The sequence below is a fragment of the Brevundimonas sp. AVps4 genome, from assembly GCF_058681525.1.
Genome location: NZ_CM178741.1, coordinates 2,975,580 through 2,994,035, shown reverse-complemented (window position 1 = coordinate 2,994,035; position 18,456 = coordinate 2,975,580). Strand labels below are relative to the sequence as shown.

At 69.4% G+C, this 18,456-nt stretch carries 21 protein-coding genes; 10 read left to right on the top strand and 11 right to left on the bottom strand.

All coding sequences use genetic code 11. From position 1 onward, the window contains the following. Positions 1–26 precede the first annotated feature (26 nt). Both ACW178_RS14885 and ACW178_RS14880 read left to right on the top strand, forming a co-directional pair. Positions 27–1,241, top strand: a complete 1,215-nt coding sequence (locus ACW178_RS14885) for a M16 family metallopeptidase (protein WP_492024721.1) — start codon at positions 27–29, stop codon at positions 1,239–1,241. A 64-nt stretch (positions 1,242–1,305) separates the two neighbouring features. After that, positions 1,306–1,860: an NADPH-dependent FMN reductase gene (locus ACW178_RS14880; RefSeq protein WP_492024720.1), complete on the top strand. Its 555-nt coding sequence runs from the start codon at positions 1,306–1,308 to the stop codon at positions 1,858–1,860. 96 nt (positions 1,861–1,956) lie between these two features. Here ACW178_RS14880 and ACW178_RS14875 read toward each other — a convergent pair whose 3' ends face one another. Next, positions 1,957–2,169, bottom strand: a complete 213-nt coding sequence (locus ACW178_RS14875; RefSeq protein WP_008260410.1) for a cold-shock protein — start codon at positions 2,167–2,169, stop codon at positions 1,957–1,959. A 236-nt stretch (positions 2,170–2,405) separates the two neighbouring features. Between ACW178_RS14875 and ACW178_RS14870 the strand changes: the two genes are divergently transcribed. Next, positions 2,406–2,597, top strand: a complete 192-nt coding sequence (locus ACW178_RS14870) for a hypothetical protein (protein WP_007443424.1) — start codon at positions 2,406–2,408, stop codon at positions 2,595–2,597. Positions 2,598–2,613: 16 nt separating this feature from the next. On the opposite strand, the gene ACW178_RS14865 is transcribed toward ACW178_RS14870, so the two are convergent. Both ACW178_RS14865 and ACW178_RS14860 read right to left on the bottom strand, forming a co-directional pair. Further along, positions 2,614–3,807: a DUF1501 domain-containing protein gene (locus ACW178_RS14865; RefSeq protein WP_492024719.1), complete on the bottom strand. Its 1,194-nt coding sequence runs from the start codon at positions 3,805–3,807 to the stop codon at positions 2,614–2,616. After that, on the bottom strand, positions 3,804–5,201 hold the full coding sequence (locus ACW178_RS14860) for a DUF1800 domain-containing protein (protein WP_492024718.1): 1,398 nt from the start codon (positions 5,199–5,201) through the stop codon (positions 3,804–3,806). The genes ACW178_RS14865 and ACW178_RS14860 overlap by 4 nt, the downstream gene beginning before the upstream one ends. Positions 5,202–5,313: 112 nt before the next feature. On the opposite strand from ACW178_RS14860, the gene ACW178_RS14855 reads away from it, so the two are divergent. Beyond that, entirely contained in the window at positions 5,314–5,916 is a 603-nt protein-coding gene (locus ACW178_RS14855) for a GNAT family N-acetyltransferase (RefSeq protein ID WP_492024717.1), read from the top strand. Positions 5,917–5,929: 13 nt separating this feature from the next. After that, entirely contained in the window at positions 5,930–7,597 is a 1,668-nt protein-coding gene (locus ACW178_RS14850) for a putative bifunctional diguanylate cyclase/phosphodiesterase (RefSeq protein ID WP_191558689.1), read from the top strand. 6 nt (positions 7,598–7,603) lie between these two features. On the opposite strand, the gene ACW178_RS14845 is transcribed toward ACW178_RS14850, so the two are convergent. Continuing rightward, positions 7,604–7,885, bottom strand: coding sequence for a hypothetical protein (locus ACW178_RS14845; RefSeq protein ID WP_191558688.1), 282 nt, complete (start codon positions 7,883–7,885; stop codon positions 7,604–7,606). 134 nt (positions 7,886–8,019) lie between these two features. Between ACW178_RS14845 and ACW178_RS14840 the strand changes: the two genes are divergently transcribed. Together ACW178_RS14840 and ACW178_RS14835 are read left to right on the top strand one after the other, a co-directional pair. After that, entirely contained in the window at positions 8,020–9,711 is a 1,692-nt protein-coding gene (locus ACW178_RS14840) for a bifunctional protein-serine/threonine kinase/phosphatase (RefSeq protein WP_492024716.1), read from the top strand. A 396-nt stretch (positions 9,712–10,107) separates the two neighbouring features. Then, the gene (locus ACW178_RS14835; protein ID WP_054766585.1) at positions 10,108–10,560 is read left to right on the top strand and encodes a MarR family winged helix-turn-helix transcriptional regulator; all 453 of its coding nucleotides are present in this window, start codon (positions 10,108–10,110) and stop codon (positions 10,558–10,560) included. Positions 10,561–10,567: 7 nt separating this feature from the next. Here ACW178_RS14835 and ACW178_RS14830 read toward each other — a convergent pair whose 3' ends face one another. Next, positions 10,568–11,137, bottom strand: coding sequence for a YqgE/AlgH family protein (locus ACW178_RS14830; protein ID WP_152950915.1), 570 nt, complete (start codon positions 11,135–11,137; stop codon positions 10,568–10,570). A 114-nt stretch (positions 11,138–11,251) separates the two neighbouring features. Between ACW178_RS14830 and ACW178_RS14825 the strand changes: the two genes are divergently transcribed. Both ACW178_RS14825 and ACW178_RS14820 read left to right on the top strand, forming a co-directional pair. Then, positions 11,252–11,737, top strand: a complete 486-nt coding sequence (locus tag ACW178_RS14825) for a peroxiredoxin (RefSeq protein ID WP_054766584.1) — start codon at positions 11,252–11,254, stop codon at positions 11,735–11,737. A 51-nt stretch (positions 11,738–11,788) separates the two neighbouring features. Continuing rightward, positions 11,789–12,229 (top strand): very short patch repair endonuclease, encoded by a 441-nt coding sequence (locus ACW178_RS14820; protein WP_054766583.1) that lies wholly within the window; start codon positions 11,789–11,791, stop codon positions 12,227–12,229. Here ACW178_RS14820 and ACW178_RS14815 read toward each other — a convergent pair. The 5 genes from ACW178_RS14815 to ACW178_RS14795 form a co-directional block, all read right to left on the bottom strand. Beyond that, on the bottom strand, positions 12,196–14,115 hold the full coding sequence (locus ACW178_RS14815) for an ATP-binding protein (RefSeq protein WP_492024715.1): 1,920 nt from the start codon (positions 14,113–14,115) through the stop codon (positions 12,196–12,198). The genes ACW178_RS14820 and ACW178_RS14815 overlap by 34 nt on opposite strands. A gap of 72 nt (positions 14,116–14,187) precedes the next feature. Beyond that, positions 14,188–15,234, bottom strand: coding sequence for a quinone-dependent dihydroorotate dehydrogenase (locus ACW178_RS14810; RefSeq protein WP_191554464.1), 1,047 nt, complete (start codon positions 15,232–15,234; stop codon positions 14,188–14,190). Continuing rightward, entirely contained in the window at positions 15,231–15,575 is a 345-nt protein-coding gene (locus ACW178_RS14805) for a DUF952 domain-containing protein (protein WP_182714405.1), read from the bottom strand. The genes ACW178_RS14810 and ACW178_RS14805 overlap by 4 nt, the downstream gene beginning before the upstream one ends. Then, the gene (locus ACW178_RS14800; protein ID WP_054766579.1) at positions 15,572–16,078 is read right to left on the bottom strand and encodes a SixA phosphatase family protein; all 507 of its coding nucleotides are present in this window, start codon (positions 16,076–16,078) and stop codon (positions 15,572–15,574) included. Before ACW178_RS14800 ends, ACW178_RS14805 begins: the two co-directional genes overlap by 4 nt. Positions 16,079–16,148: 70 nt before the next feature. Next, positions 16,149–16,892: a class I SAM-dependent methyltransferase gene (locus ACW178_RS14795; RefSeq protein WP_201463077.1), complete on the bottom strand. Its 744-nt coding sequence runs from the start codon at positions 16,890–16,892 to the stop codon at positions 16,149–16,151. A 45-nt stretch (positions 16,893–16,937) separates the two neighbouring features. Here ACW178_RS14795 and gloB point away from each other — a divergent pair, with 45 nt between their 5' ends. Further along, complete coding sequence (gene gloB, locus ACW178_RS14790; protein WP_054766577.1) at positions 16,938–17,666, top strand: hydroxyacylglutathione hydrolase; 729 nt, start codon at positions 16,938–16,940, stop codon at positions 17,664–17,666. Here the strand turns inward: gloB and ACW178_RS14785 are convergent. Next, complete coding sequence (locus ACW178_RS14785; RefSeq protein WP_054766576.1) at positions 17,656–18,426, bottom strand: DUF4908 domain-containing protein; 771 nt, start codon at positions 18,424–18,426, stop codon at positions 17,656–17,658. The genes gloB and ACW178_RS14785 overlap by 11 nt on opposite strands. Between the last annotated feature and the right edge of the window lie 30 nt (positions 18,427–18,456).

The window sequence follows — 18,456 nt, the reverse complement described above, 5'->3', positions numbered from 1 at the left end:
ACGGCGTCCGCGTCATCTGCGATCCTATGCCCGGCCTGAAGACCCTCGCCGTCGTCGTCACCGTCAAGGGCGGGGCGCGGTGGGAGCCCGAGGATCGCTCCGGCTGGTCGCACCTGCTGGAGCATCTGGTGTTCAAGGGCGCCGGCGACATGGCCGCCCGCGAGATCGTCGAACGGATCGAGGCCGAGGGCGGCACGATCAACGCCTCGACCGGCTATGAGCGGACAAGCTTCGAGGTGCGGGGGCTGGACGGGTCGCTGCCGCTGGCCATGCAGGTGCTGTCGGACCTGGTGTTCCGGCCGACGCTGGACCCCGCCGAGATCGAGCGGGAAAAGGACGTGGTGGCCCAGGAGATCGCCGAGGCCTTCGACACGCCCGACGATCATGTGTTCGAGATGGTCCAGACGCGGGCCTTCGCCGGCCAGCCGCTGGGCCGGCCGATCCTGGGCTCGGTCGCCAGCCTGAAACCGGCGGACAGGGCGGCGGTCGAGGCGTGGCGGGCGCGGCTCTATTCACCCGACCGGATGGTGGTGTCGGTGTCGGGCGCGGTGGAGGAGGGCGAACTGCTGGCCCTGGCCGAGCGCTGGTTCGGGGCGGCGGTCGCGACCCTCGTCGAGGCGCCGGCGCCGGCCGTCTTCGTCGGCGGCCATGCGACCCTGACGCGCAAGATCGAACAGGCCAATCTGGTGTTCCAGCTGCCGGCTTTGTCGGCGACCGATCCGGCCCTGTCCGCCATGCGGCTGTTCGGCGAAATCCTGGGCGGGGGCATGGCCTCGCGCCTGTTCCAGAGCGCGCGCGAGGAGCGGGGCCTGGCCTACGCCATCGACGCCTATCAGGAGCCCTATGAGGACGCCGGGGTGCTGGGCATCTACGCTGGGGCGGCGGCGGACCGGGCGAAAGAGCTGGCCCAGGTGGCGGCGGGAGAGGTTCGTGCCCTGGCCGAGACCGGGCCGACTGAGAAAGAGCTGTCGCGCGCCAAGGCGGTGATGAAGGCCGGTCTGTGGATGTCGGACGAAAACCCGATGAGCCGGGCCGGCCGCAACGCCGCCCAGACCCTGATCTTCGGCGCGCCCCGCTCCAGCCTGTCTATGACCGAACAGCTGGAGGCCCAGACGGTGGCGGACGTGCGGGCGGCGGGAGCGCGTCTGTTGGAGGGACGACAGGCGGCCAGCGCCGTCCTGGGACCGAAATCGGCGGCTCCGGCGGGCGAGGCCTTCGCGGCGGCGCTGTTCAGGGCCTAAGGGGAACATCCTGCGTCGTCATCGGTTATGCTGACGCTTGACCCTCACAATCCGGAGCCGCCCCATGTCCGTCCGCGTCGCCCTGATCGTCGGCAGTCTGCGCGAGGGGTCCTATTCTCGCGCCGTCGGCCTGGAGATGAAGGCCATGGCCGCGCCAGAGCTTGAGATTGAGCTGGTCGAGATCGGCGATCTGCCGCTCTATAACCCCGATCTGGAGACGGAGACGCCGCCGGCCGCCTGGACCCGGTTCCGGGCGGAAATGGCGGCGGTTCAGGCCGTGCTGTTCGTGACGCCGGAATATAATCGCTCGATCCCTGGGGCGCTGAAGAACGCCCTGGACGTCGGCTCGCGCCCCTATGGCGACAGCATCTGGGCGGGCAAGCCGGCCGCCATCGTCAGCGTCTCGCCCGGCGCCATGGGGGCCTTCGGCGCCAACCACCACCTGCGCCAGCCCCTGGTCTTCCTGAACATGCCGACCATGCAGCAGCCCGAAGCCTATGTGGGCAATGTCGCCGGCCTGCTGAACGAGGAGGATGGGAGGCTGAAGAACGAGGGGACACGGGAGTTCCTGAAGGGGTTCCTCGACGCGTTCGCGGGGTGGATCGAGAAGACCAAATAGTCTCGCCAGGATGACGTCGAAAGAGCGCGGACGCTCCAATTGAAAACGGCGGCTCCGTGAGGAGCCGCCGTCGCCAAATCAGCCGTGAAGCTGAAATCAGCCGATGGTTTGCAGCTGGCCAGCGGATTCCTTGCCCGAACGCTTGTCGCGTTCCAGCTCGTAGGAAACCTTCTGGTTTTCATCCAGGCCGCGCAGGCCCGCGCCTTCGACGGCCGAGATGTGGACGAAGACGTCCTTGCCGCCGTCGTCGGGTTGGATGAAGCCGTAACCCTTGGTGGGGTTGAACCATTTGACAGTGCCGGTAGCCATTTTGAGACCTCCGTTAGAAATTGACCGAGGGAACGTCCGTTCGGCCTGTCGGGTCTGAATGGGATCGGCCTGGACTCATGCGTTCGCAAGGAGAGTGGGCGTTACGCAGAGAGATCGACGAGGCTTATTAGCGCAGGCTTTTCCGACAAAAGCAAGGCGGGGCGAATTATGGCGTCTGAGCGGCGGAACAGCTGCGCTTCCAAGGCGTTGTTACGGCTCACGAAAGGTCTTGTGTCATGAATCGCACCCATGTGGTCGAGCGCGCCTATCAGCTTGCCCGCACCCCCGAATGTCTGAACACCGGCGATGTGGTCAAGGCCCTGTCGGCCGAGGGCTATTCCAGCGCCGACATTTCGCACTTCCAGGGCAGTTCGATCCGGGCGGATCTGAACCGCATCTGCAAACAGACGACGCCCGAAGCGGCCTGACAGAAGCGGCGTGACATCAGGCCAGGCCGTCGATCGCCGGCGCCTCGGCGGCGCTGTCGGGAAAGACGCGCGTGTCCAGCTGGGCGCGGTCCAGGCCCAGATGATCGCGCAGCACCCCCTTGAACACGGCGCGCACGTCCAGGGTGGGCGCCAGGTCGCGCCCCTCGAACAGACGGTTGTCGGCCAGGCCGGGCCAGTCGCCGATCAGGCCGCCCGGTCGAACGGCGCCGCCCGCCAGGATCAGCGAAGACGCCGTGCCGTGATCGGTGCCCCCCGTGCCGTTGGCGCGGGCGGTGCGGCCGAATTCGGTGGCCACCGCCACGACCGTGCGCCGCCAGTCCTCGCCCAGCCCGTTCTCCAGCCCGGCGATCAGCCGGTCCAAGCCGGTCAGCCGGGTCTGGAGCTGCGCCCTCTGGCCGGCGTGGGTGTCCCATCCGTCCAGCGACAGGGCGACGACGTTCGCCCCCTCGGTTCCGGTCATCAGCCGCGCCACCGCCTGACCCAGGGCCTGGGCGTCGTTGCGACCCACGCGCCCGCCGTCGCCGTCGAGGGCCGCCCGTTCCTCGGTCGCCAGACCGCGCGCCAGGCTTTGCCCCAGCAGCGGATCTTCGACATAGAGGTCTTGCAGCAGGCCGGCGATCCGGTCGTCCTCGCGCACCCGTCCACCCGGCGCCCAGCCGGAGACGGGCGCCTCGCCGCGCAGGATCAGGGGCGTCTGAGCGCCGATCGCCAGGCCCGTCAGTCTTCGCCCGCCCGCCGCGACGATGGCGCGGTTCAGCCAGCCGTCGTCCTGGCGACGCAGGCTCTCGCCGCCGTTCTCCAGCACGTCCTGGGCGTCGAAATGCGACCGCACCCGCACAGGCAGGGCCACGGCCGGCGCGAACCGCATCTGGCCGCGACGATACAGGGCGTGCAGGCCGCCGAGAGCCGGATGCAGGCCGAAACCGTCGGCCAAAGCCAACACGCCGTCGGCCTGGCCGGGCTCGGCCAGGGCCAGGCCGCCGCGCAGGGCCGCATAGTTTGGATCGGCGTAGGGGACCGTCACCGACAGTCCGTCCATGGCGCCCCGCGCGAGGATCACGACCAGCTTGTTGTCCGACGCGACGCCTTGAGCGCCCGATTGGGCGAAGGCGCGTCCGACGAAGGCCAGGCTCAGGCCGGCGGCCGATCCGCCCAAAAAGGCGCGGCGATGCAAGGCGGGGTGGGTCATCGGCGCTGGAACTCCGGCGACATCAGAAGAAGGGTCAGGGCCTCGGTCCGGCTCTCGGCCCGGGCGACGGCCGCGCGGGTGCGCTCGCCCATTCGGGCGCCCAGGGCGGAGCGGGCGACGGCGTTCACATCGCTGACGACCGCGGCGTCGGCGGTGGTCCGCGCCCAGTTCAGCCGCTTGACCAGGGCGTCGGGCCCGGCCCAGTCGGCGGCCGTGTCGGGCCAGCCCTCGGGCGACGGCGGCGCGAAGGGCGGCTGGCCCATGTCGACCAGCGCCTGTCGCAGAAGCGCGGGGCGTCGGGGGCCTTCATCCAGAGCCCGTCCGGCCGAGACGACGAACTCATAGGGCGTCTTGATCTTGGCGGCCTGGGGCGTCCAGGTCTCGGGCGCTTCGATCAGGGCGCGGGCGACCTCAGCCAGATCGCCTTGAGATCCGGTCCAGGCGGCCTCGAGCCGAGCGACCAGGGCCGGGGGCGGATCGTCGGCGACGAAATGGGCCGCGATCCGCCGCGACAGCCGCTTGGCCGTGGCCGGATGGCGCGCCAGATCCCGCAATATGGCCTCGCCCTGTCGGCGGCCGGTCTGGGCGTAGGTCCGGCCCATGACCGTTCGGACGCCGGGTTCGTGAATCTCGGGGCGGAAGACGAAGCCGCCGCCGTCCGCCCTTTGCCAATCCTGCTGGCGGGGGATCGACCATCCCGTCAGGGCGCGGGCCAATTCGGTGACGTCGGCCTGATCATAGCCGCCGTCGGCGCCGACCGTGTGCAGCTCCAGCATTTCGCGGGCCAGATTCTCGTTCAGCCCCAGCCTGCGGCGCGCGCCGGCTCGGCTGTCCGGTCCGGCCGACCGCGCCTGATCAAGGTACAGAAGCATGGCCGGATGCTGTTCGGCGGCGAGGACCAGATCCTCGAACCGGCCGAAGACATGGGGGCGAATGGCTTCGCGCTCATAGGTGTCGACGAAGGCGCCGGCGGTGAATTTGGCGGCCGAGACGGTCAGGGCGTTGGCCCAGAACAGGGCCCAGCGCTCGGCGAACCCCTGGTCGGTCTCCAGGCCCAGCCGAACGCGATCCAGAAAGCCGCGGGCCGTGTCCTCGGTTATGGCGCGCCGCGCCGCCTGCCGGGCCTGACGCGCGGCCTGCGCCGTCGGATCGGGCGCGCCGCGGGGCGCCGCCGCCTCGCGCCGGCCGGTCCCGCTGGCCTGATAGGCCAGGAAGGCCTCCATCCGTTCAGCGGTCGAGACGGCGGCGCCGGAGGGTTGGGGCGCACCTTCGGCCCGGATCTGACCCAGCGCCCAGCCTCTGGGATCGGCGGCGACGCGGTCGATCTCGCCGGGACGCGCGCCCAGGCCCAGCCGGGTCACGGCGACGGCGGCCTCGAAGGCGGATGCGGCCATGGGTGGTCTCCTTGCCGGCTTTGTCCGTTCAACGGCTCCAAGGCGGAATCTCCGTCGCCGGAAGCCTGCGGCCGGGTTTCACCCCTCGCGTTCATGCTTTACGCTGGAGGCGATGGCGCTGCTGGACTGGATGAGCGATGTGGCCGGGCCGGTTGTCCGGGGCGAGGGCGTGCTGCTGCGCCCCCCGCGCGCTGCGGACTATGCGGCGTGGTCGCGGTTGCGCGACGGGTCGCGCGACTATCTCCAGCCGTGGGAGCCGGCCTGGCCCGAGGACGATCTGAGCAAGGGCGCCTTTCGACGCTGGCTGTCCATCTATGCGCGGGAAATGGAGCTGGGAAACGCCTGGCCCTTCTTCATCTTCATCGAGGACGGCAAGACCCTGGTCGGAGCCGTGACCCTGTCGAACGTGCGGCGCGGCGTGGCCGAGACAGGCACCCTGGGCTACTGGATCGGTCAGCCCTTCGCCGGACGCGGCCATGGCACGGCGGCGGTGCGCGCCGTGGTCGCCTACAGTTTCGAGCGGCTGAAGTTGCACCGGCTGGAGGCCGCCTGCCTGCCCAGCAACCACGGATCGCGTCGCGTTCTTGAGAAATCGGGTTTTCGGCACGAGGGTCTGGCCCGCGCTTATTTGAAAATTAACGGCGATTGGGCAGATCATCTGCTGTTCGGCCTCGTGGAGGACGAGTTTGATCGCGGCGGCCGGGGGTCGTCTTGAGGGAACGACTGCTGTGAACGCGCGACCTCGCTCGCTGGCCTGGGACGCCACCGCCGCCATCGAGGCCCTGGCGGCGGCCGATACGGCCCTGTGGGTCTGGACGCCGGCCGAGGATCAGCTGCGTTTCACCGGCGCGACCCGCGCCCTGGGGCTGGGGCCCCTGGCGCCGGAATGTTCGGGCGCCGGCTTCGTCGCCTCGACCCTGCCGCAGGATCGGTCGCTGGCCGAGAAGATGCTGAAACCGCAGGAGGAAGGGGCCGAAATCTCGGTGCGCCTGCGGATGCGCGGAGCCGAGACCTGCCTGTGGCGCGGCGTGTGGCTGGAGGACGGCCTGCGGGCCGCCGGCGTGGTCGCTCTGGAGGCCAAGTTCACCGGTTCGGACCGCGACACCCTGACCGGCCTTCTGGACCGTCGCGCCTTCATCGCCCGCGTCGGCGAGGTGCTGACCCAGGCGGGCGAGTATGAATTGGTCGTCGGCGACGTGGACCGTCTGCGTCGTCTGAACGAGGCCCTGGGCCATGAGCGGACGGATCTGGTGCTGTCGGCCCTGGGGTCGCGCCTCGCCGCCGCCTTCCCCAAGGATGCGGCCGCCGCGCGGATCGGCGAGGACGAGTTCGCCATCATCGTGCCCAAGACCGCCTCTCACACCAGCTATCGGGTGCGCGAGGCGCTGGAACAGCCGCTGCGGGTCGCCGGTTTCGACATCTATCCCACCGTCTCGATCGGCGCCGTCATCGTCGAGGGCGGGCCGGATGCGCCCGACGCCTCAGAACTGCTGCGCCGGGTCGAGCTGGCGGTGGAATCGGCCAAGGCGGCCGGGCGGGGCGGGTCGGCCGCCTATGGGCGCGCCCTGGAAAGCGATTCCCTGAGCCGACTGGCGCTGGAGGCGGATCTGAGAAACGCCTTCGTGCGCGGCGAGATCACCCCCTTCTTCCAGCCGATCGTGAACCTGAAGACCGGCGCCGTGGCGGGCTTTGAGGCCCTGGCGCGCTGGCGTCATCCCCGGCGGGGCCTGGTGCCGCCGGACGAGTTCCTGGGCCTGACGGCCGACCTGGGGATGATGAACGAGCTGGGTCTGCTGATGATGACCCAGTCGGCGCGGCAACTGGCGGAGTGGATTCAGCGTCACCCCCTGGCCGGAAAGCTGTTCTGCAGCGTCAACCTGTCGGTCGGCGAGATCGAACGGCCGCATCTGTGCGAGGACGTGGCGCGGGTGATCAGGGAGGCGGGCCTGCCCAAGGGCGCCCTGAAGCTGGAAGTCACCGAGGGCGACATCATGCGCGACACCGCCCGCGCCGCCGAGGTGCTGCAGTCGCTTAAGGACGTCGGGGCGTCGCTGGCCCTGGACGATTTCGGCACCGGCTTCTCGTCGCTGTCGTACCTGGCGCGCCTGCCGTTCGATACGCTGAAGATCGACCGTTATTTCGTCCTGACGATGAACAAGGACGAGGGCTCGGCCAAGATCGTCAAGTCGGTGGTCAATCTGGGCCGCGACCTGTCGCTGGAGGTCGTCGCCGAAGGGGTCGAGAACGCCGAACTGGCCGCCCTGCTGCTGGAGGCCCAGTGCCACTACGGCCAGGGCTTCGGCTATGCCCCGGCGCTGCCGGCCCAGGAGGCCGAGGTCTATCTGGCCGAAAGCCTGGCCGACGGCACGGCGCCGCTGAAGCAGCGGTCGGCTTAATACAGGCTAGTGGGTGACGCCCCAGGCGGTCAGACGACGCTCGGCGAGCGTCTTCATAAAGCCGTCCAACGCGATCAGGCGGCGCTTCATCTCGCTGGGTTCGACGCCTTTCCAGACGGCTGGATCATAGTCGGCCTTGGCCTGCTGAAGGTCGTCCCCGGCCTCGAAACGCTCGGCCATATATAGAACTTCAAGCATCGCCTGGGGGTCGGTTTGCTGTTCGAGCTTGAGCGCGCCGAACTTGGTCAGACAGGCGGTCATTATGGCGTCATCGGACGTCGGGGACATGATCGGCTCCAGAGGTGCGATGCTGAGATAGGAGCGATGACCGTCTTGTCCAGAATGGGCTGGCCCAGAGGGACTTGTTTCTCGTTTCGCCATCCCGGGCCTTGTGCCTAGGATGGCGGCTCGGGGAGGGGATCGTGACCGACGCCAGACTGGAGATCGCCGCCGGTTTCGCCACCGCACAGGGGCCCAAGGCGGACAATCAGGATTTCGGCGGGGTGCATCTGGGCACGGCGGCCGAGCAGCGCGAGCATGGGGTCGTGGCGGTCATCGCCGACGGGGTGTCGGGATCGAAGGCCGGGCGGATGGCGGCCGAGCTGACGACGCGCAGCTTTATCGACGGCTATCTGGATCAGAACCCGCTGAACGGCATCGCCGCCAACGGGATCAAGGCGCTGAGGGGCTTCAACCGCTGGCTTCATGCGCGGGGCAAGATCGATCCGGCCATGGAGGCGGCGGCGACCACCTTCACCGCCCTGATCCTACGGGGACGTGAGGCGGTGGCGCTTCATGTGGGGGACAGTCGGGCCTGGCATTTCCGCGACGGGGTGCTGACCCGGCTGACTGAGGATCACACCCGGGCCCAGCAGGGGCTGAGCCATGTGCTGTACCGCGCCGTCGGCATCGAGGCGGACGTGAAGCTGGACGTGCGCCATGTGGAGCTGCAGCCGCACGACCGGTTGATGCTGACCACGGACGGGGTGCACGGGGTGCTGGACGAGGCCGCCCTGGCGCGGCTGCTGGCACGGCGCGGATCGCCCGACGCCGACGCCCAGGCCATTCTGGACGAGGTCGCCGAGGCGGGGGCGCGCGACAACGCCACCGTCCTGATCCTCGACGTCATCCGGGTCGGGGCGCCCGACTGGGAGGCGATCACGGCCGAGGCCGAAGGCCTGGCCATCCTGCCGCCGCCGAAACAGGGCGAGGCGGTGGACGGGTTTCATCTGGAGCGGCTGGTCGCCGACGGCCGCTACACGCGGCTGTTCCTGGCGCGGTCTGGCGAAGAACGGGTGGTGCTGAAGTTTCCAAAGCCGGCGGCGGTGTCGGAACGGGGGGCGAGGACGGCCTTCCTGCGCGAAGCCTTCATCGGCCGGCGCATCGACAGCCCCTTCGTCGGCAAGGTGCTGACGCCGGATGCGGGGCGCCAGAGCCGGCTCTATATCGTCCAGCCCTTCTACCAGGGCCAGACCCTGCATGCCCGCCTGGCCGAGGACGGGCCGTTCGAGATCGCCGAGGGGATCGGCGTGGCCCTGAAGCTGGCGCGGGGGGTGGCGGCCCTGCATCGGGCCGGGGTGATCCACCGCGACATCAAGCCGGACAATGTGATCCTGGAGACGCACGGCGGGCTGAAGCTGGTCGATCTGGGCGTGGCCCGGCTGAAGCGGGCCGAGGAGTTCGCCGAGGCCGAGGCGCCCGGCACGGCCGGTTTCAAGGCGCCCGAAATGTACGACGGCGAAAGCGGGAGCGCCGCCACCGACCAGTTCGCCCTGGGGGTGACCCTGTACCGGCTGTTCACCGGGACTTATCCTTGGGGCGAGATGGACCCTTCGGACGCGCCGCGCTTCGACCGCCCCCCGACCCCGCCCGGGCGACGCCGACCGGACATGCCCGCCTGGCTGGAGGCCGCCGTCCTGCGCGCCGTCGCCGTCGATCCGGACGAACGGTTCGAGGACGTCGAGGAACTGATCCACGTGCTGGAGACCGGCAGCGCGGCGGCCGCCCCGGCCCCCCGCCCCCTGTCGCTGATTGAGCGCGATCCGGTGCGGTTCTGGCAGGGGGCTTGTCTGGTTTTGGTTCTGCTGCTGCTGATTTCGCTGGCGACACGCTAGGGGGGAATGCGCCCGGTGTCATTGTTGTGCGCGCAAGTATTCGGCGTCGCATCATATGCATTCTTACTTAGGTAACTGTGGTGGAGATGTAAACGCTGTCGCCTTAATCGTGGAGCAGGACGGTTGCATGGCTAAGGCGTCTCAGCGAGATTATATCTCAATTTTCAACTCGAAGGAGACATAGTCTTGCGTGTATCCGCGCCCCAGACTAGGGGATTGGAAAATGCTTAGTGATTGACGGCGGCCTTTCCGTCAGCCTGTTCAGCGTGGTCCTTACGTATGCAAGATGCCGTTGTAGAGAGTAAATTGGAACAGTTGAGTATCGGGGCGTCAGACGGAGAGAATGTGAGCCAAAGGTCCTTGACGCAACTGTTGATCAGCCAAAAGACGGCACTAGTGGCGCGCCGTTTTACAGCGCGCGCCGCCCGTCTCTTCAAATCCGCCGGCTATACGAACGCCCAAAGAGCTCCTCTTCGCGTCCTGAAGACCGCGCCCGACGGCATGACCCAGGCGGAGCTCGCCGCCAGTCTTCAAATCTCGGAACCGACCCTGTCGCGTCGCGTCGCGCGTCTGCTGGCCGACGGGCTGATTTCCAAACAGCGTCGACCCGGCGACGGCCGGGCCAATACGATCAAGCTGGAGCCTCGGGGCTATCAGGCGCTTGAACAGTCCGAAGCCATGGCGGCGCGGGATCGCGACATCCTGTTCCAGGGCCTCTCTCAGGAAGAGCTGGACATCGCCTTGAAGGTCTTGAGCCTGCTGGCCGCGCGCATCGCCGCACCTCTGAACGGCGCGCTGAACGAGGATGCGCAACCGGACGAGGAGGAGGACGCGGACGGGGACGCCTGATCGGCGATCAGGCCCGCCCGCCCTGGGCTGACAGCCGGCCGGCGTCCACGCCCATGCGCGCCAGGGCGCGGGTCCATTTGGTCTGGTGATCGCTGTCGAAGATCAGGTCCAGGTCCGCTTCCGTGGTCAGCCAGACGTTATCGGCCAGTTCGTCTTCCAACTGCCCCTCGCCCCAGCCGGCGTAGCCGAGCAGCAAGGTGGCGTGGCGCGGTCCCATGACCGTGTCGGTCATCGCCGCCAGGGCCTCGCGCGTCCCCGTCATGGCCAGGCCGTCGCCGAAGGGCAGGGTGTCGTCCCCCACGCTCCAGTCGTCGGTGTGCAGGACGAAGCCGCGTTCGCGCTCGACCGGCCCGCCCATCAGAACCGGACGGCCTACGGACTGTTCCGGCGCGGGCGCGTCCAGCTTGTCCAGCACCGCCTTCAGATCGATCCCCTGGGCGGGCCGGTCGAGCCTCAGACCCATGGCGTGGTCCGGCCCATGGGCGCAGATCAAAATCACGGCGTGTTCGAACCGGGGATCGCCGATGCCGGGCATGGCGACCAGAAGACGGCCCGTCAGGGAGGAGGCGTCGGTCATGGTTTCCATAATCGGGGCTGAATGGGCCCGGCGCAAGCGCGCTGCGCTTGCCTTGGCGGCGTCGGCCGCTATCTGTCGCAGGCGCACCCAAGCCAACCCGCGCGGAGAGATTCCATGACCATCCAGATCGGCGACCGCATTCCCGAGGCGACCTTCGCCCAGGCCACGGCGGAAGGCCCCAAGCCCGTCAACACCGCCGACGTCTTCGCCGGCAAGACCGTGGCGCTGTTCGCCGTCCCCGGCGCCTTCACCCCCACCTGCTCGGCCCGTCACCTGCCGGGCTTCAAGGACAATCTGGACGCCTTCAAGGGCAAGGGCGTCGACGTCGTCGCCTGCCTCTCCGTCAACGACGCCTTTGTGATGAAGGCCTGGGCCGAGAGCCAGGGCGTGGAAGACGGCTCGATCGTCATGCTGGCGGACGGCAACGGCGAACTGACCCGCGCGCTCGGCCTGGTGCTCGACGGCTCGGGCTTCGGCCTGGGCGAGCGGTCGCAACGCTATTCGATGCTGGTCAAGGACGGCGTCGTGACCGAGCTGAACGTCGAACAGGGCGGCGAGTTCAAGGTCTCCTCGGCCGAGCATCTGCTGGCCCAACTCTGATCGGGATCGGGCCGCGCCGACGCCTCGCATTTTGAGCGCGGCCCAACACGCATGACGACGGACGTCTTCAGCCCCGAGAAGCGCAGCGCGGTGATGCGCCGCGTCAAGGGGCGGGACACCTCGCCCGAACTGGCCGTGCGCAGGGTGCTGCGCGCGGCCGGGATCGGCTATCGGCTAGGCGGCCAGGGGCTGGCGGGACGGCCGGATCTGACAATGAAAGGGCGGCGGGTCGCCGTCTTCGTCCACGGCTGCTTCTGGCACGGCCATGACTGTCCGCGAGGATCGCGCAAGCCCAAGGCCAACGCCGACTACTGGGGCGGCAAGATCGCCCGCAACCGCGCCAGAGACGCGCGATCGGCCGAGACCCTGACGGCCGACGGCTGGCGGGTGGTGATCGTATGGGAGTGTGACCTGCGCACACCCGATTTCGCCGCTCGGCTGGTCGCCGAGATCAAGGGTCAGGCCGCGTCGACGTCTGAGGTCGAAGGCTGAGGCGTTGCAGCGCCTGCGTCCTGGGCCGCGTCGTCCAACACATGCTGTAGCGCTGCGAACAGGGCCGGCGGCGTCAGGGGCTTGGAGACGAAATAGGCCATGCCGGCGGCTTGGCAGGCGGCGATGTCTTCCGGCGCGGAATCCGCCGTCACGGCCACAACGGGTGTTCGGGCGTTCGGACCGTCGCCGGCGCGCAGCCGGCGGGTGGTCTCGCGCCCATCAAGCTCGGGCATGCGCACGTCCATGAAGATGACGTCGAAGACGACTTCGGCGCAGCGTTGCAAGGCGATCACCCCGTCGGAGGCGGTGACGATGTCGCAGCCCAGGGGCTCGAGGATCAGCTGAACCGCGCGACGGTTGATGTCGTGGTCATCGACCACCAGCAGCTTCAACGGACGGTCGGCCTCTTCGGGCGGAGGCGGCGCGGCCGGCGTCTCGACGGGCGGCGTCTCGGCGGCCGGCGCTGGGACGTCTTCGGCAGTGGGCGCAATAGGCGGAGCGGCAAGGGGCAGGGCCAGCGCGTCGGGGCGGGCCGTCAGCCCCCGGGCCGCTGGAGCCGTTCGCTCCGTCGCCCGGCCGGCCGGCAGGAACAGAGACACGGTGAAGCGCGCGCCCTGGCCGGGGGCGCTGCGCGCCGTCAGCCGTCCCCCCATCAACTCGGTCAGATCCCGGCTGATGGACAGGCCCAGGCCCGAGCCGCCGAACTGGGCGCCGACGCCTTCGGCCGTCTGATCGAAGGGGTTGAAGAGGCGCTCCATCTGCTCGGCGGTCAGGCCCGGACCCGTATCGGCGACTTCGAACAGAAGGGCATAGCCGGACGGCTCTTCCGGCCAGGCCTCAAGGCGCAGGGTGATCTGTCCTTCGGCGGTGAACTTGACCGCATTGGACATCAGATTGTTCAGCACCTGACGGATCCGCATGGGATCGCCTTTGACGTCGCGCGGCATCTGGGCGGCGCCCTCGACCCGCAAGGTCAGGCCCTTGGCCTCGATCGGTCCGCGCCACAGACGCAGGGTCTGGGCCAGCATGGCGCGCAGATCGAAATCCACCACCTCGACCTTCATCCGGCCGGCGCCGATGCGGGTGTGGTCCAAAAGATCGTCCAGCAGGGCCTTCATCATGAGGCCCGCGTCGGTGATCAGGGCGGTGTTGGCGCGAGAAGCGGCGTCGGCCGCCTGAAGCTCGGCCGCGCCGGTCAGGATGGCGCCGATCGGGGTGCGCAGATCATGGCCGATCGCCGCCAGGAAGGCGGTATGGGCCGCCAGATTCTGTTCGGCCTGCCGCCGCAGCCGATCCGCCTCGTCGCGCGCCCGCTGGCGCTTTTCGGCCGTCTCGCTGATGATTTGCCAACTGAGCACGGTGAAGATGACGAACATCACCACGGCCGCAGAGGCGGTCATGATGACCGAGACGCCGGCCCCGAAATGGGCGGCGAAGAACGGCGTGGACAGCAGATACAGCATCGGCGGCGAAAGGGTCGCAACCAGAAGCATCTTGGATCGGGGCGCGTTGATCATCGAAAACAGCATCTGCGCCGGCAGCATCAGGGCCGCGCACAGGCCGCCCATTGCGCCGCCCATCAGCCACATGGGAATGGACAGGCCGCCGAAGGTCGCGGCGCTGATCAGGATCGCGGCGCAGGTCGGGATTTTCCGTAGGCGAGCGTCGGGCGCGCGTGAAGCCATGCGCAGGACCGCCCATTCCACCGTCTGGGCCAGGCCGTAGATCAGCAGCCAGAGCAGCGAGAGCCGCCAACCCAGCATCGGCGTCACGACCAGGGCGGTCGCCGCCGCCGTCGCCAGCCGTTGCGCCGCCTGCTTGGCGCGGAAGCGAGACGCCACAGTCCAGCCACTCACAGCCGTTGGGACCATGTTCGTCTGTTGCATTCCGCTTCCCATCGGCGCGAACGGTCTTCGTTCGTCGGGCCACAGGATGCGCAGATCGAAACTAACGCTCCGTCAACGGCCCGATCCCACGGCGGCGGAAACGGTGGAAAACCCGTCGGCGCGCAGGCGGGCGGCCAGGTCGCGCTTGATCGCGCCGACCAATCCCGGTCCCTGATAGATCAGGGCGGAATAGATCTGCACCGCCGAGGCCCCCAGGCGAAGGCGAGCATAGGCTTCGGCCCCGCTGTCGATCCCGCCGACGGCGATCAGCGGCAGACGGCCTTGCGCCGCCTCGGCCGCCGCCCGCAGCGCCCTTTCGGCGAAGGGACGCAAGGGAAGACCCGACAGGCCGCCGCTCTCTCCGGCCTGGGGCGAGCTTAGGGTTTCGGGGCGTTCCAGGGTGGTGTTGGAGACGATCAGCCCGTCGATCCGATGGGCCAGGGCGGCCTCGACGATCATGCCGATCTCGCCTGCGACCAGGTCCGGCGCGATCTTCAGGAAGACCGGCGCGCGGTCGGGTCGGGCCGTCGGCCGGGCCGCCTCGATCCGACCCAGCAGATCGTCCAGCTGGTCCCGCCCCTGCAAGGCGCGCAGGCCGGGCGTATTGGGCGAGGAGATATTGACCGTGAAATAGGCGGCCCGGCCCGCGAGGCGCTGAAGCCCGGCGACATAGTCGGCCGCCTTGTCCTCCGTATCCTTGTTGGCGCCCAGATTGGCGCCGACGACGACGCCCTGGGGGCGTCGCTCAAGCCGGGCGGCGAAGGCGTCGAGCCCGGCGTTGTTGAAGCCCATGCGATTGATGATCGCCTGGTCTTCCTGCAGTCGGAACAGCCGCGGCCGGGGATTGCCGGGCTGGGGCCGTGGCGTGACCGAGCCGCATTCCACGAAGCCGAAGCCGAGCCGCGACAGGCCGCGCAGGGCCTCCCCGTTCTTGTCCAATCCCGCCGCCAGGCCGATCGGATTGGGCAGGTCGAGGCCGGCGATTGTCGTGTGCAGGATCGGATCATCGACCGGGGCGGCGGGCAGGGGCGCCAGGGCCAGACCCTGGATCGCCAGCCGGTGCGCGGTTTCCGGGTCCAGACGGCGCAGGCCGGCCGCCAAGCCGTCGAACAGGTTCATGCCGCATCCTCGAACCGCATGGCCCCGTCCTCGGCTACGGCGAAGGGGCGGCTGGCGGTGACGGCGGCGACGGGCAGGGGGGCGTAGAGATGGGGAAACAGGGCGCCGCCGCGCGACGGCTCCCACACCAGGGCTTCGTCGAGCAGCGCCAGATCGATCGTCAGCAGCATCAGATCGGCCTGACCGGCGTAGTGGCGGCGCGCGGTCTCGACCAGTTGATCGGCCGTCGACATATGGATGTAGCCGTCGGCCAGATCGACGACGGAGCCTTCGTAGCGACCTTCCGCCACCATGCGGCGCCAGTCGTTCGACGACAGGATCTTGTAGGCGACGGACGTCATGCCGCCCCGCCCAGGGTGCGCGGGGTCAGAAAGCCTTCGTAGGTGCAGCGCCCGGCCGCATCGACGGTGAACAGGGCCGCCGCCCCGGTCGGAAAACCCCCGGCCAGGCGATCGAGAATGGCGGGCGAGGCCGCGCTTTCCGACAGATAGTCGCCGGCCAGCGCATGGACCCCCGGATTGTGGGCCAGAACCAGCAGACAGCCGGCCTCTTCCTCGCTGGCCTCGACGAAGCCGCGCAGGACGTCGGCGGGGGCGTTGTACAGGCGCGGCTCGTCGCGCACCTCCACATCGCCGAAGGCGTCATGCATCTGCTCCCAGGTCTGGCGGGTGCGGACCGCCGAGGATACCAGGGCCAGATCGGGCTTCAGCCCGCGCTCAGCCAGGGCCCGCCCCATCAGCAGGGCTTCGTTGCGTCCGACGGCGGACAGGGGGCGGGCTTCATCGCCGCCGGACGGGCTGTTCGGCTCGGCCTGGGCGTGCCGCATGAGGATCAGTCGATGCATGGGGCTTCGCCATAAGGCCGTTCGCAGGCGGCGACCAGATGGGACGACGTCAACTCCCCGTCAGAAGCGATCAGCCGAGCGGCCCGTCGTGCGAGACGGAGGCGGCGGGCTGGGGCGCAAGCGCCGCCTTGGCCGGGACGCGCTGGGCCTTGCCGCTGGGGCGGATGCGGGCGTAGGCCTGACGCGACGCCTCCAGCAGGATCAGACCGGCCGCGCCCGGCGCGATCCGACGGCCGACCTGTTCGAAACCGTCGGCCAGGGGCAGCAGGGGCGACCAGGGCGGAACATAGAGGGTCTGAGACCAGGCTGTCGGCTCCAGCCCCGCCTCGCGGACCAGCCGTTCCAGCTGGCCCCGCGTGAACGGCCGGCCGTGGCCGAAGGGGGTGTTTTCAGCGCGGGACCAGAGCCCGCCCCGCGCGGCGGCGGCCAGGATGATGCGGCCGGTTGGGGCCAGGGCGCGCACCGCCTCCAGCAGCAGGGCCGTCGGGTCGTCGGCCTCTTCCAGGGCGTGGACCAGCAGGATGCGGTCAAAGGCGCCGGCGGCGAAAGGCAGGCGGCGGTCATCGACCAGCAGGCTGCGGTTGCGGCCGACGCTGGGCCAGTGTTCGACCCCCTGGCCGCCGGGCATGGCCGCCACGACCCGCCGCGCCCCGACGAAGGCGTCCAGCCAGGGGGTGGCGTAGCCCAGGCCCAGGACGTCGCAGCCCGCTGCCTCGCCCCAGGCGTCCTCCAGCCGACGGGCCAGCAGCCGACGGGCCAGGGCGCCGGTCGGCTCGCCGTAGAAGGTTCGAAGCTCGTCGATGCTGCGCCGCATGTCGCCACCATAGGCCGCCGGGGTCCGTCCTGCTAGAACGTCGCCATGACCCTGGATGTTCACCTGTTTCCCTGCCGCAGCGACAACTACGGCTTTCTGATCCGCGACCGGGCGACCGGAACCGTCGCGGCCGTCGATACGCCGGACGCGGCGCGCATCCTGCAAGAACTGGACGGCCTGGGCTGGGGGCGGCTGGACCTGATCCTGAACACCCACTGGCATCCCGATCACACAGAAGGCAACGAAAGGCTGAAGGCCGAGACGGGCTGCGAGATCGTGGGGCCGCAGGAGGTGGCGCGCGTGGCGCCGCTGGACCGCGTCGTCGGCGATGGGGACACGATCGCGGTGGGCGAGACACGGTTCGAGGTCACGGGTACGCCGGGCCACACCCTGGGCCACGTCGTCTATCGGTCGGTGGAGGCGGGGGCGGCCTTCGTCGGCGACACACTCTTCGCCTTGGGTTGCGGCCGCCTGTTCGAGGGGACGCCCGAACAGATGTGGGCCAGCCTTCAGACCCTGGCGGCCTGGCCGCCGGAGACGGTGATCTGGTGCGCCCATGAATATACGGCCGCCAATGCGCGCTTCACCCTGAGCCTGGACCCCCGGCCCGAGACGGCCGCCCACGCCGAGGCGATCTTTGAGGCGCGGGCGCGGGGCGAGGCGACCGTGCCCACGACCCTCGAGACGGAACTGCGGTTCAACCCCTTCCTGCGGGCGGGTGACGCAGAGCAGTTCGCCGCGCGTCGGGCGGCCAAGGACGGCTTCAGCGGCTGAGGACGTCGTCCGCCACCAGGCGCACGATCCGCGCCGAGGACGGGCGGCCCGCGACGCCGGCGCGCGGCTCGATCACGATCCGCAGGGTGCCGCGGCTGAAGGCCGTCTGGCTGGTGCGGCCCTGATCGACGATTTCGATCCGCCGGATGCGGTTGGCTTCGGACCGTAGATTGGGCGAGCGGGCCATGCGGACGATGGCGTCCACCGCAGTGGACAGGGCGTCGGCGGCCACCGCCTCGGACCCCGGCTGGATATCGACATCGACCACGACCAGGCGCCCCAGAGCCCGGCTGGCGCGGTCGCTCTGGCGGACGATGTAGTTCCACAGCTGAACGGCGGTCAGGCCCGGCGCCAGAAGGGGCGCGGCCTCGCCGTTGCGCGACACCGGCGATCCTTGCGGCGCGGCGGTGGTGTAGAGGGTCATGCCGCCGTCGGGCGTGACCCGCAGGATCTGATCGCCGTTGTCGTTGCGATAGATGATGTCGCCGCGCGGCGCGGCGGTCGGACGCAGCACCCAGATCTCGGTCGACTGCTCGAACCGCATCAGGGGCCGGGCGCCCGTCACATCCAGCACGAAGGCTTGACCCGTGCCGGAGACGTAGCGGGCCGACGGGGGCAGGTTGCGGCGCGACTGGGCGTGGCAGTCGGCCGGCAGGACGGCCGGGGCGGCGACGGACAGGCCAAGGGCGACGACGGCGGCAAGCGCCGTCGCAGTCCCGCGTGGCGATTTTTTCGCCCAGGCCGATCCCGTCAACATCATGAGACTATGGATGAAACCGTCACGCGGCGG

Excerpts from the sequence above, each read along its gene's own strand:
- ACW178_RS14885 (WP_492024721.1), top strand. The coding sequence starts at position 27 with ATGCCCGGCCTGAAGACCCTCGCCGTCGTCGTCACCGTCAAGGGCGGG.
- ACW178_RS14880 (WP_492024720.1), top strand. The coding sequence starts at position 1,306 with ATGTCCGTCCGCGTCGCCCTGATCGTCGGCAGTCTGCGCGAGGGGTCC.
- ACW178_RS14875 (WP_008260410.1), bottom strand. The coding sequence starts at position 2,169 with ATGGCTACCGGCACTGTCAAATGGTTCAACCCCACCAAGGGTTACGGC.
- ACW178_RS14870 (WP_007443424.1), top strand. The coding sequence starts at position 2,406 with ATGAATCGCACCCATGTGGTCGAGCGCGCCTATCAGCTTGCCCGCACC.
- ACW178_RS14865 (WP_492024719.1), bottom strand. The coding sequence starts at position 3,807 with ATGACCCACCCCGCCTTGCATCGCCGCGCCTTTTTGGGCGGATCGGCC.
- ACW178_RS14860 (WP_492024718.1), bottom strand. The coding sequence starts at position 5,201 with ATGGCCGCATCCGCCTTCGAGGCCGCCGTCGCCGTGACCCGGCTGGGC.
- ACW178_RS14855 (WP_492024717.1), top strand. The coding sequence starts at position 5,314 with ATGGCGCTGCTGGACTGGATGAGCGATGTGGCCGGGCCGGTTGTCCGG.
- ACW178_RS14845 (WP_191558688.1), bottom strand. The coding sequence starts at position 7,885 with ATGTCCCCGACGTCCGATGACGCCATAATGACCGCCTGTCTGACCAAG.
- ACW178_RS14830 (WP_152950915.1), bottom strand. The coding sequence starts at position 11,137 with ATGACCGACGCCTCCTCCCTGACGGGCCGTCTTCTGGTCGCCATGCCC.
- ACW178_RS14825 (WP_054766584.1), top strand. The coding sequence starts at position 11,252 with ATGACCATCCAGATCGGCGACCGCATTCCCGAGGCGACCTTCGCCCAG.
- ACW178_RS14820 (WP_054766583.1), top strand. The coding sequence starts at position 11,789 with ATGACGACGGACGTCTTCAGCCCCGAGAAGCGCAGCGCGGTGATGCGC.
- ACW178_RS14815 (WP_492024715.1), bottom strand. The coding sequence starts at position 14,115 with ATGCAACAGACGAACATGGTCCCAACGGCTGTGAGTGGCTGGACTGTG.
- ACW178_RS14810 (WP_191554464.1), bottom strand. The coding sequence starts at position 15,234 with ATGAACCTGTTCGACGGCTTGGCGGCCGGCCTGCGCCGTCTGGACCCG.
- ACW178_RS14805 (WP_182714405.1), bottom strand. The coding sequence starts at position 15,575 with ATGACGTCCGTCGCCTACAAGATCCTGTCGTCGAACGACTGGCGCCGC.
- ACW178_RS14800 (WP_054766579.1), bottom strand. The coding sequence starts at position 16,078 with ATGCATCGACTGATCCTCATGCGGCACGCCCAGGCCGAGCCGAACAGC.
- ACW178_RS14795 (WP_201463077.1), bottom strand. The coding sequence starts at position 16,892 with ATGCGGCGCAGCATCGACGAGCTTCGAACCTTCTACGGCGAGCCGACC.
- gloB (WP_054766577.1), top strand. The coding sequence starts at position 16,938 with ATGACCCTGGATGTTCACCTGTTTCCCTGCCGCAGCGACAACTACGGC.
- ACW178_RS14785 (WP_054766576.1), bottom strand. The coding sequence starts at position 18,426 with ATGATGTTGACGGGATCGGCCTGGGCGAAAAAATCGCCACGCGGGACT.